Annotated in this window: 9 protein-coding genes and 1 other RNA gene; 9 read left to right on the forward strand and 1 reads right to left on the reverse strand. The window is 71.4% G+C overall.

The window, feature by feature from the left end; translation table 11 throughout:
• Nucleotides 1-56: 56 nt before the first annotated feature.
• Nucleotides 57-1178 (forward strand): peptide chain release factor 2, encoded by a 1122-nt coding sequence (gene prfB, locus ABD106_RS00555; protein ID WP_343916274.1) that lies wholly within the window; start codon nt 57-59, stop codon nt 1176-1178.
• Nucleotides 1179-1186: 8 nt separating this feature from the next.
• The gene (locus ABD106_RS00560) at nt 1187-2584 is read left to right on the forward strand and encodes a 4-hydroxyphenylacetate 3-hydroxylase N-terminal domain-containing protein (protein WP_343916275.1); all 1398 of its coding nucleotides are present in this window, start codon (nt 1187-1189) and stop codon (nt 2582-2584) included.
• A gap of 87 nt (nt 2585-2671) precedes the next feature.
• On the opposite strand, the gene ABD106_RS00565 is transcribed toward ABD106_RS00560, so the two are convergent.
• Nucleotides 2672-3610: a right-handed parallel beta-helix repeat-containing protein gene (locus ABD106_RS00565; protein WP_343916276.1), complete on the reverse strand. Its 939-nt coding sequence runs from the start codon at nt 3608-3610 to the stop codon at nt 2672-2674.
• A gap of 455 nt (nt 3611-4065) precedes the next feature.
• Here ABD106_RS00565 and ftsE point away from each other — a divergent pair, with 455 nt between their 5' ends.
• The 7 genes from ftsE (at nt 4066) to ABD106_RS00600 (ending at nt 11067) form a co-directional block, all read left to right on the forward strand.
• On the forward strand, nt 4066-4782 hold the full coding sequence (gene ftsE, locus ABD106_RS00570; protein ID WP_343916277.1) for a cell division ATP-binding protein FtsE: 717 nt from the start codon (nt 4066-4068) through the stop codon (nt 4780-4782).
• Nucleotides 4779-5693, forward strand: a complete 915-nt coding sequence (ftsX, locus tag ABD106_RS00575) for a permease-like cell division protein FtsX (protein WP_343916279.1) — start codon at nt 4779-4781, stop codon at nt 5691-5693. The genes ftsE and ftsX overlap by 4 nt, the downstream gene beginning before the upstream one ends.
• Before the next feature lie 59 nt (nt 5694-5752).
• Nucleotides 5753-6229, forward strand: coding sequence for an SsrA-binding protein SmpB (gene smpB / locus ABD106_RS00580; protein WP_343916281.1), 477 nt, complete (start codon nt 5753-5755; stop codon nt 6227-6229).
• Nucleotides 6230-6325: 96 nt separating this feature from the next.
• Nucleotides 6326-7354: an ATP-dependent 6-phosphofructokinase gene (locus tag ABD106_RS00585; protein ID WP_343916283.1), complete on the forward strand. Its 1029-nt coding sequence runs from the start codon at nt 6326-6328 to the stop codon at nt 7352-7354.
• 112 nt (nt 7355-7466) lie between these two features.
• Nucleotides 7467-7837, forward strand: a transfer-messenger RNA (tmRNA) gene (gene ssrA, locus ABD106_RS00590).
• A gap of 52 nt (nt 7838-7889) precedes the next feature.
• Nucleotides 7890-9650, forward strand: coding sequence for a lipase family protein (locus ABD106_RS00595; RefSeq protein WP_343916285.1), 1761 nt, complete (start codon nt 7890-7892; stop codon nt 9648-9650).
• Nucleotides 9651-9699: 49 nt separating this feature from the next.
• A complete protein-coding gene (locus tag ABD106_RS00600; RefSeq protein WP_343916288.1) occupies nt 9700-11067 on the forward strand; it encodes an NAD-dependent succinate-semialdehyde dehydrogenase in 1368 nt (455 codons plus the stop codon).
• Nucleotides 11068-11098: the final 31 nt, after the last annotated feature.

Here is an 11098-nt window from a genome sequence, read left to right on the forward strand (position 1 = left end):
GATGCGCGACGACCGTGGGGCGCGGACACCGCTCGCCTCGGTAGGCTGGGGGGATCATGCCCGATCTCGACATCGGCGGCGACATCGCCGCCCTGCGCTCCACGTTCTCCGACATCAAGGCGGTGGCCGACGTCGACAAGATCGCCGCCGACATCGAGCGGCTCTCGGAGGCCGCAGGCGCCCCCGACCTGTGGGACGACACCGCCGCAGCCCAGAAGGTGACGAGCCGGCTCAGCCACGCGCAGACCGCGCTGCGTCGACTCACCGAGGCCGAGTCGCGGATCGACGACCTCGAGGTGCTCGTCGAGATGGCGAACGAGGAGGCCGACGAGGCCACCCAGATCGAGGCGCGCAAGGAGCTCGCGAGCCTCCAGAGGCTCGTCGCCGAGATGGAGATCCAGACGCTCCTCGACGGCGAGTTCGACCCGCTGCCCGCGGTCGTCACGATCCGTGCCGGCGCCGGCGGCGTCGACGCATCCGACTTCTCGGAGATGCTCATGCGCATGTACCTGCGCTACGCCGAGCAGCACGACATGCCCGTGACGATCTACGAGACGAGCTGGGCGGAGGAGGCCGGCATCAAGTCGGCGTCGTTCGAGATCGACGCGCCCTACGCCTTCGGGCACATGTCGGTCGAGGCCGGCACGCACCGACTCGTGCGGATGAGCCCGTTCGGCGCGGCCGGCAAGCGCCAGACGTCGTTCGCGGCGGTCGAGGTCGTGCCGCTGTTCGAGCAGGTCGACGAGATCGAGGTGCCCGAGGGCGACATCCGCGTCGACGTCTTCCGCTCCTCCGGCCCCGGCGGGCAGAGCGTGAACACGACCGACTCCGCCGTGCGCATCACGCACCTCCCGACCGGCGTCGTGGTCTCGATGCAGAACGAGAAGAGCCAGATCCAGAACCGCGCCGCCGCGATGCGCGTGCTGCAGAGCCGACTCATGCTGCTCAAGCGCGAGGAGGAGGCGGCGCGCAAGAAGCAGCTCGCCGGCACCATCTCGGCGAGCTGGGGCGACCAGATGCGCTCCTACGTGCTCGCGCCGTACCAGATGGTGAAGGACCTCCGCACGCTCCACGAGGTCAACAACCCGTCGGCCGTGTTCGACGGCGACCTCGACGGCTTCATCGCCGCCGGCATCAAGTGGCGCAAGCAGCAGCAGATCGAGCTCGAGCAGGAGTAGGCACGCCCGTGGAGACTCGGCCCCAGACCGGCAGCGACTACCTCGCGAGCCTCGATGACGGCCGGGTCGTCGTGCACGACGGCGTGCAGGTCGACCGCGTCGCCGAGCACCCCGAGCTCTCGGGCGTCGCCCGCACGATCGCCGGTCTCTACGACGCGCTGCACGACGGCGGGGCCGCGTCGCTGCTCGTGCCGACCGCCGACGGCACCGGCCTCACGCATCCGTTCTGGACCGTGCCGCAGTCGCGCGACGACCTGCGTCGGCAGCGCGAGGCGATCCGCGCCTGGCAGCGCATGACGCACGGCTGGGTCGGCCGCACACCGGAGTTCATGGGCGCGCTCATCACCTCGATGGCCGCGCACGCGCCGGCCTTCGGGCGGTTCGAGCCCAACGTCCGCGCCGCGCTCGCGCGCGACCAGCGCGACGTCACCCACTACGCGCAAGCGCTCGTCAACCCGCCCGTCGACCGCGACCTGCCGCCCGACGAGATCGACGACATCGTGCTGCACGTCGTGCGAGAGACGGACGAGGGCATCGTCGTCCGCGGCGCGAAGGCGGTCGTCACCGGCGCTGCGACCGCGCAGCGGCTGCTCGTCTCGCACTTCGGCGGCGAGGTGCAGACGGATGCGTTCGCGGTCGCGGCGTCGGTCGCCGTCGGCACGCCGGGCATCCGGATCTACACGCGGGGCACGCCCGCTCGCGACGACCAGCCGCTCGCCGCGAGGTTCGCCGAGCACGACGCGCTCGTCGTCTTCGACGACGTGCTCGTGCCGTGGGACGACGTCCTCGTGCGCGACGCCGAGACGATGCTCGCCTTCAACGGCGGCGAGATCGGCTGGAACCGACGGCTCGCGTTCCAGGCGGCGACACGCCTCGAGGCGAAGCTCGAGCACATCGCGGGCCTCGCAGCGCGCGCGACGGAGATCATGGGCACGAGCGAGCGTCGAGGCGTGCAGGCGGCGCTCGGCGAGGTGATCGCCTTCCGGCACACGGTCGCCGGGCTGCGCGACGCGATGATCGAGCAGGCGGAGCCCTCGGGCGATTCGCTCCGGCCCGGCAGCCGGGCGGCGCTCGCGTTCTCGGCGATGGCGCCCGACGCGTACAGCCGCATGCGCATCACGCTGCAGACGGTGCTGTCGTCGGCCTTCGCGCACCTGCCCGTGCCGCTCGAGGCGCTCGGCACCGAGCCCGTCGCGCCGATCGAGCCGCTGCTGCGCGGCTCGGGCGGGGCGGATGCGCGCGAGCGGCTCGAGGTCATGGGCGAGCTGTGGGATGCGATCGGCACCGGCTTCGGTGCCCGGCACGAGCTCTACGAGCGCAGCTACTGGGGCCAGCCCGAGCGGACGCACGTCGGCATCCTCGGCCTCGCTCGCGCCGACGGCAGCCTCGATCGCTGGCGCGACTGACGACGCGCGAACGGGCCGCCTCGTCGGAGGACGAGACGGCCCGTTCGCGGTGACGATGGGTCGATGAGAGCGCCCGGTGTCGGCAGGTCAGTGGCTGTTGATCTTCATCGCCTTGCCGGTGACGGTCGTGTTGCCCGTCGCCGTGATGTCGCCCGCGGTGCGGATGATCTGGCAGTTGAACGTCGAGTTCGCGCCGAAGACGTTGTCGCGGATGTCGATGTTCTGGAACTGGCCCTTGCCCTTGTCGTGCAGGTTGATCGTGCAGCCGCCGTGGTCGAGGAAGTTGTCGCGGATCATGACGTTCGACACGCGGCCGGCGTCCTGCGTCACCATGATGGCGGCGTTGTGCGCGCCCTCGATGCGGTTGCCGGTGATCCAGTAGCCGGAGCCGCTCTGGATCTGCACGCCGTCGTCGTGGCTCGGGCCGCCGTTCCAGCCCGGGTCGTTCGCGTAGTGCAGGTTGTCGTGGATCCACGAGTCGCGCAGCTGCACGTTGCCGGAGCCCCAGAAGTGGGCCGGGTCGATGACGCCGTGGATGTCGAGGCGCTGGGCGTTGATGTTCCAGCCGCGCAGCCCGTCGATGTTGGGCGTCTGCACGTTCGGCACGAGCTCGCTGTCGGTGATCGTCAGGCTCGCGTTGTTCGAGGCGCTGCGCACGAGCGAGTCCTGGCCGTTCGCGGCGCCGCCGCGGATGATCGAGTTGCGGATCGTCACGTTCTTCGCGCGGACGTCGACGTAGCCGTGGATGTCGAGGCCGCTGATGACGGTGCCGGGCGTGGTGATCACCATGTTGCCGCGGTGGACGCGCAGCTGCACGCCGGCGGGCACGCCGGTGTTGCTCGGGCCGGGCATCGATGCCGGGCCGGCCGCCGGGCGGTCGATCACGGGCGCAGCGGTCGCCGCGGTGGCGGGGATGAGCGTCGCGGCGAGCGCGACGACGGAGGTCGCGACAGCGGCGCGGAGGGTGCGGCGGCGCGTGCTCGAGGCACGGGTCGTCACGGGGACGGGATTGCGGTCATGCGTCATGGAAATGGGGGAGCCTCTCGTTGGGATGCACGCCATCGAGCGCGCCGGCGGTGGGCCGGCGTGGGCATGGGTGCCGTGGTGTCGGGCGCGCGGATGTGGAGGACCAGATCCGCCGCTCATCGGCGCGAGGACCGAGCGTGCCGTCGTGACCCGGCGATGCTCGGTGTGGCTCTCGAGCCGTACCCGACGCTGCAATCTACCAGAGCGTCAGGGTTCTATCAGGTTCTGCTCAAGGCAGTGCGCTGCTCCAAGTCGCCCGTGTTTCCGCCTCCGCCGGCGCACAGCGGTGCCCTGGAAGGGTCGTGCGGGGGAGTGGTGGGACGCGGAGCAGCACGCGTACAGGACGATCATAACAGATTGGTAACGGTGGTTTCCTTCGGGCGCCGCCGCGGAATCCGGACCCGCCGGTGCGGCGCGCGAGCCCCGCCACCGGTCGCGCATACCCTCGACAGGTCATGATCCGCTTCGACGAGGTCTCGAAGACCTACTCCCGCAAGGCTCGCCCGGCCCTCGACGGCGTCTCCTTGGAGATCCTCAAGGGCGAGTTCGTGTTCCTCGTCGGCGCCTCCGGTTCCGGCAAGAGCACGCTCATCCGCATGGTGCTGCGCGAGGAGCGCCCCTCGGCCGGGGAGGTGCACGTGCTCGGCCAGCGGCTGAAGGCCCTCCCGAACCGGCGCGTGCCGTTCTTCCGCCGCAACCTCGGTGTCGTCTTCCAGGACTTCCGGCTGCTGAACAACAAGACCGTGTACGAGAACGTCGCGTTCACGCTGCAGGTGATCGGCAAGAGCCGCGGATTCATCTCCGAGGCCGTGCCGGACGTGCTGAAGACGGTCGGGCTCGCGGGCAAGGCGAGCCGCCTGCCGCACGAGCTCTCGGGCGGCGAGCAGCAGCGCGTCGCGATCGCGCGCGCCGTCGTCAACCGCCCGCCGATCCTGCTCGCCGACGAGCCCACCGGCAACCTCGACCCGTCGACGAGCGCCGGCATCATGGCGCTGCTCGCGCGCATCAACGAGGGCGGCACGACGGTCGTCATGGCGACGCACGAGGCATCCATCGTCAACGAGATGCAGAAGCGCGTCGTCGAGCTCGACGCCGGCGTCATCATGCGCGACGAGGCGCACGGCAGCTATCGCCGGCGGCTCGCCGAGCACGCCGAGGAGGAGCTCGCGTGAGGGTCCAGCTCATCGCCCAGGAGGTCTGGAACGGCCTGCGCCGCAACCTGTCGGTCGTCGTCTCGGTCGTGCTCGTCACCTTCATCTCGCTGTCGTTCGTGGGCGCGGCGATCCTGCTGCAGATGCAGATCAACCAGATGAAGGGCTTCTGGTACGACCGCGCGCAAGTGGGCATCTACTTCTGCGGACCGGTCGACTCGACCGACACCTGCACGCAGACGGCGGCCACGCCCGAGCAGATCGAGGCGGTGCGCGACACGCTCTCGAGCGGCGCGATCGCGCCGTACGTCGCCGACGTGCAGTTCGAGGACCGGCAGCTCGCGTACGAGCACTTCATCGAGCAGTTCGGCGGCACGGCGAGTGCCGACTTCGCGAGCCCCGAGACCATGAACGAGGCGCTCTGGGTGCGACCCACGTCGCCGCAGGACGCCGACCTCATCCGGGAGGCGACGACGGCGCTCCCGGGGGTGCTGGAGGTGCGCGACCAGCGCGCCCTGCTCGAACCGATCTTCCAGGTGCTCAACACCGCGAGCCTCGCCGCGATCGGCGTGGCCGTGCTCATGCTGGTCGCCGCCGTGCTGCTCATCTCCACGACCATCCGCCTCTCCGCCTTCTCCAGGAAGCGGGAGCTGGGGATCATGCGCCTCGTGGGCGCGTCGAACCGGTTCATCCAGACCCCCTTCATCATCGAGGGGGTGATCGCGGCGCTCATCGGGGCGGTGCTCGCCGCCGGCGCGGTGCTCGGGGTGGTGCACTTCGTGCTGCAGGGCTACGTCGCGCCGATGCTGCAGACCATCGCGATCGTGGGCCTCGACGACGCGCTCATCGTGGCACCCGTGCTCATCGGCATCGGGGTGCTCTTCGCGGGCGTCGCCGCCGCCGTCGCCATCCGGCGATACTTGAAGGTGTGACCGCCCGCTAGACTGGGCGGCTGCCCGAAGGTCGGGCCACCAGGATCCGGGAGCCAGCCATGCCGCGCGAACAGGGCCAGAAGGTCGTCGCCCAGAACCGCAAGGCGCGCCACGACTACACGATCGAGGACCGCGTCGAGGCGGGCCTCGTGCTCACGGGCACCGAGGTGAAGTCGCTGCGCGCGGGTCGCGCGTCGCTCGTCGACGGCTACGCCTTCATCGAGTACGGCGAGGCGTGGCTCGATGCCGTGCACATCGCCGAGTACGGGCAGGGCACGTGGACGAACCACCCGCCCCGCCGCAAGCGCAAGCTGCTGCTGCACCGCACCGAGATCGAGAAGCTCGCGGCCAAGGTCTCGCAGGGCGGCTACACGCTCGTGCCGCTCTCGCTCTACTTCTCGGACGGGCGGGCGAAGGTCGAGCTCGCCGTCGCGAAGGGCAAGAAGGAGTACGACAAGCGGCACGCGCTGCGCGAGCGCCAGGACAAGCGCGAGGCGGAGCGCGCCATGCGCACCCGCAACCGCTTGAACGAGTGATCGTCGCCGCGTAGCGGCGGTTCGACAATCGCTCGCGCGCCCGCTTGGATGGGGTCGCCGGCAGGATTCACCCAGGGCCCTCCGGCGGAAGGCGAAATGCGAGTCGGCATCCTCACGTCCGGGGGCGACTGCCCCGGTCTCAACGCAGTCATCCGCGCCGCCGTGCTCACGGGCATGGTGCACCACGGCCTCGAGTTCGTCGGCATCCGCGACGGCTACCGGGGCCTCGTCGAGGGCGATGTGCGCGTGCTCAACCGCTCGTCGGTGCGCGGCACGTCGCGCATCGGCGGCACGATCCTCGGCACGAGCCGCACGAACCCCTACGAGCACCCGAACGGCGGCGCCGCGAGCATCGCGAAGACGCTCGAGCGGCTCGGCATCGACGCGGTGATGGCGATCGGCGGCGAGGGCACGCTCGCGGCGGCGAACCGCCTCGCCGACGACGGCCTCCCGGTCGTCGGCGTCCCGAAGACGATCGACAACGACCTCGACGCCACCGACTACACCTTCGGCTTCGACACCGCGGTGCAGATCGCGACCGAGGCGGGCGACCGGCTGCGCACGACGGGCGACTCGCACATGCGCTGCATGGTGCTCGAGGTGATGGGCCGGCACGTCGGCTGGATCGCGCTCCACACCGGCATCGCGACCGGCGCGCACGTCACGCTCATCCCCGAGCAGCCGCGATCGATCGAGTGGATCTGCGACTACGTGCAGTCGGTCTACGACCGGCGGCGCGCCCCGCTCGTGGTGGTCTCGGAGGGCTTCAAGCTCGAGGGCATGGACGAGGAGTACTCGCGCAAGGGCGTCGACGCGTCGAACCGGCCCCGGCTCGGCGGCATCGGCGAGCTCATCGCCCCGATGATCGAGGAGCGCACGGGCATCGAGTCGCGCTCGACCGTGCTCGGCCACATCCAGCGCGGCGGCGCCCCGAGCGGCGCCGACCGCGTGCTCGCCACGCGCTTCGGCCTCGCCGCCATCGACGCGATCATCGCCGAGGCGTGGGGGAGCATGGTGTCGCTGCGCGGCACCGAGATCATCCGCGTGCCGATGTCGGATGCGCTCGGCGAGCTCAAGCGCGTCCCCGACCACCGCTACCGCGAGGCGGAGATGCTCTTCGGCTGAGCCAGCCTTGCCGATGAGCCCGCTCGCGCGGTATCGTGGTGGGCTGGCCTCGCCAGCGCGCCGGAGGCATCCGGCATTGACAACTCCACAGCGTGCGACTCGCACCCAGCACGGGGATGATCGGTTTCGACAACGTCTCGGTTGCTGCGGGAAGCGGGTAGAGGATGCAGGGTTATCTCTTGAACGCTCCCTGCAAAACCATAGGTGCCGATGCAAAGCGCACCGACTTCGCCCTCGCTGCTTAAGCGAGCCTGAAGTCCGTCAGACCGGAGATGCCCTCGATCCGGACCCTGGCGTCATGTTGAGGGATTGCTGCGATGCTGCGTCACAGGGCATCGCGGGACTTGAACTGTGACTGGGCTCGTCGACCTAGGTGCTCAGGACAAAGGTCGGAGCCGAGCAGAACGCCTTCCCTGAGCTGCACCCGGAGAATCCGCACGATATGAGCGTTGGACGGGGGTTCGATTCCCCCCATCTCCACCATCGGGCTGCGAGTCGCACGTTGTGAGGCATCCTCCCGGATAGCGTCGTCCCCATGGGGCTGACCACCGGGAAGGATCGTCGAGCGCGCCCGGGGGCCAGGCTGCCGTGGGCGCTCGCGCTCGCCGTCGGCGCCGCGTGCGCTGTGCTCGGCATCGTGCTGACCGTGCGTCCCTTCCTCTCGCTCGGCGTGCTCGTCGTGCTGCTCGCCGTCGGGCTCGTGGCGCACGGGATCGCCGAGCTCCTCCGCCGCGACGCGCCCTGGCTGCGCGTCGTGCTCGCGCTCGGCTGGATCGCCGCGGGCGTGCTCGTGCTCGCCGTGCCCGGCCTCACGATCGGCGGGCTCGTGCTCGTCGTCGGCATCGCGCTCGTGCTGTCGGGAGCGATCGGCGCTGTGCGCGCGCTCCGGAGCCCCGACGGCGACCGCTGGACCGCGCTCGCGCTCGCGGCCGCATCGGTGCTCCTCGGCATCGTCGCGCTCGCGTGGCCCGACGTGACCGTGTTCGTCGTCGCGGCAGTGCTCGGCGTGCGGCTCGTGCTGCTGGGCGGATCGCTCGTGATCGACGCGATCCGGCGCGCTCGCGCCGGCGCCTCCACCGTCGAGGCCGACGGTGCCGGTGCGCCGCCGCGCGCGCGGGCCCGACGACGCGCCGGCGCCGTGCTCGCGCTCGTCGGCACCGCGGCGCTCCTGCTCGTGAGCGTGCAGCTGAGCGGGGTGCCGCGCCCCGACGCCTTCTACGACGCGCCATCGGCCGTGCCCGCCGAGCCCGGCCAGCTGCTGCGCAGCGAGCCCTTCCAGCGAGCGGTGCCGGAGGGCGCGACGGCGTGGCGGATGCTGTACACGACGACCGCCGCCGACGGCTCGCCGGCCGTCGCATCCGGTCTCGTCGTCGTGCCGGGCGCCGGCGACGACCACCCGGTCGTCGCGTGGGCGCACGGCACCACCGGCTACGCGACCGGATGCGCGCCGTCGCTGCTCGAGGAGCCCTTCGTCGCCGGCGCGATGCCCGATCTCGGCGCGACGCTCGCCGCCGGCTGGGCCGTCGTGGCGACCGACTACGCCGGGCTCGGGACGGCGGGCAGCCAGCCGTACCTGATCGGCGAGGGCGAGGGGCGGAGCGTGCTCGACGCCATCCGCGCCGCGCAGCAGCTCGAGGCGGGCCTCGGCACCGACACGGTGCTGTGGGGTCACTCGCAGGGCGGCCACGCCGCGCTCTGGGCGGGCGGGCTCGCGGCGGGCTACGCGCCCGAGCTGTCGATCGTGGGCGTCGCGGCGATGGCGCCCGCGACCGATCTGCCGGCGCTGCTCGACGGGATCACCGGCTCTCCGGTCGGCGCGGTGTTCGGGGCGTTCGCGCTCGCCGCCTACGTCGAGGCCTACCCGGAGGTCGCGTCCGGCGACTACGTGCGCCCGGGTGCCCGCATCATGGTCGAGTCGATGCAGCAGCGCTGCCTGACCGATCCGAGCACGCTCGTGTCGCTCGCCACCTCGATCGTGAGCGACGGCCGGGTGTGGTCGCAGCGACCCGGTGACGGCGAGCTGGGGGAGCGGGCGGCCGAGAACGTGCCGACGCTGCCGATCGGCGCACCGCTGCTGCTCGCGCAGGGCGGCGCCGACTCGCTCATCACCGCGCAGGCGCAGGACGGCTACGTCGCCGCGCGGTGCGCCGAGGGGCAGGCGATCGACTACCGCACCTACCCGGGGCTCGACCACATGGGCGTCGTCACGGGCGAGTCGCCGCTGCTGCCGGAGCTGCGCGCGTGGACCGCCGATCGCTTCGCGGGCGCTCCCGCGGCGGACGGCTGCTCCTCGTAGCGACCGCCACTACGCTGGTGATCCATCGACGCTGCGAGGAGGCAATGGCGTGAGCGAGTACCGGGTCACCGACCCCTATACCGGCCAGGTCGTCAAGGAGTTCCCGACCGCGACAGACGGTGAGGTGCGCGCCGCCATCGAGCGAGCGCACGCCGCCTTCGAGCCGTGGCGCAGCACGCCCATGGCCGAGCGCGCCGCCATCCTCGGCCGCGCCGCCGACGCGTTCGCGTCGCGCTCGCGCGAGCTCGCCGAGATCATCCGCACCGAGATGGGCAAGCCGCTCGCGCAGGGCGTGGCCGAGGCCGAGTTCTCGAGCGAGATCATCCACTACTACGCCGACAACGCCGAGCGCTTCCTCGCCGACGAGGTGCTCGAGGTCCGCACGGGCGTCGACGCGCGCATCCGCAAGTCGGCCCAGGGCGTCATCCTCGGCATCATGCCCTGGAACTTCCCCTACTACCAGGTCGCGCGCTTCGCCTTCCCGAACCTCATGCTCGGCAACACGGTGCTGCTCAAGCACGCGCCGCAGTGCCCGTGGTCGGCGACCGTCATCGCCGAGATCCTCGAGGAGGCGGGCCTGCCCGCCGGCGCCTACGAGAACATCTTCGCGACGAACGACCAGATCGGCGAGATCGTCATCCCCGACCCGCGCGTGCGCGGCGTCTCGCTCACCGGCTCCGAGCGCGCGGGTGCCGCGGTCGCCGAGATCGCCGGCCGGCACCTCAAGAAGGTCGTGCTCGAGCTCGGTGGCTCCGACCCCTTCGTCGTGCTCTCGACCGACGACATGGACGCGGTGGTCGAGGCCGCCGTCGAGACCCGGATGGAGAACTCCGGCCAGTCCTGCAACGCGTCGAAGCGCTTCATCGTGGTCGACGAGCTCTACGACGAGTTCTCGACGAAGCTCGCCGAGGCGGTCACGGCGCTCGAGGTCGGCGGGCCCGAGGACGAGGACGCGCTCGTCGGACCGCTCTCGTCGCAGGCCGCAGCCGACCGGTTGCGCGAGCAGACGGCCTCGGCCCTCGCCGAGGGTGCGCAGGTGCTCGCGGGCGAGCTGGGCGAGTCGGGCGACACGCGCGTGCGTCCTGCGCTGCTCGGCGGCGTCACCGACGACATGGAGGCCTACCGCGAGGAGCTCTTCGGGCCGGTCGGCACCGTCTACCGCGCGAAGGACGTCGACGACGCTGTGCGGATCGCCAACGACACGCCCTTCGGGCTCGGCTCGCGGCTGTGGTGCACCGACCCCGAGCTCGCGCTCGCCGTCGCCGACCGGCTCGACGCCGGCATGGTCTCGATCAACGGCGCGGGCTCCGAGGACTACGACATGCCCTTCGGCGGCACCAAGCGCTCCGGCTTCGGCCGCGAGCTGGGCCCGCACGGCATGGAGGAGTTCATGAACAAGAAGCTCATCGTCGGCTGACCGACGCGAGCGACGACGCAGCGGCGCCCCC

Source organism: Agrococcus citreus, from assembly GCF_039527715.1.
Taxonomy (GTDB): Bacteria; Actinomycetota; Actinomycetes; order Actinomycetales; family Microbacteriaceae; genus Agrococcus; species Agrococcus citreus.

Excerpts from the sequence above, each read along its gene's own strand:
- prfB (WP_343916274.1), top strand. The coding sequence starts at position 57 with ATGCCCGATCTCGACATCGGCGGCGACATCGCCGCCCTGCGCTCCACG.
- ABD106_RS00565 (WP_343916276.1), bottom strand. The coding sequence starts at position 3,610 with ATGACGCATGACCGCAATCCCGTCCCCGTGACGACCCGTGCCTCGAGC.
- ftsE (WP_343916277.1), top strand. The coding sequence starts at position 4,066 with ATGATCCGCTTCGACGAGGTCTCGAAGACCTACTCCCGCAAGGCTCGC.
- smpB (WP_343916281.1), top strand. The coding sequence starts at position 5,753 with ATGCCGCGCGAACAGGGCCAGAAGGTCGTCGCCCAGAACCGCAAGGCG.
- ABD106_RS00585 (WP_343916283.1), top strand. The coding sequence starts at position 6,326 with ATGCGAGTCGGCATCCTCACGTCCGGGGGCGACTGCCCCGGTCTCAAC.
- ABD106_RS00595 (WP_343916285.1), top strand. The coding sequence starts at position 7,890 with ATGGGGCTGACCACCGGGAAGGATCGTCGAGCGCGCCCGGGGGCCAGG.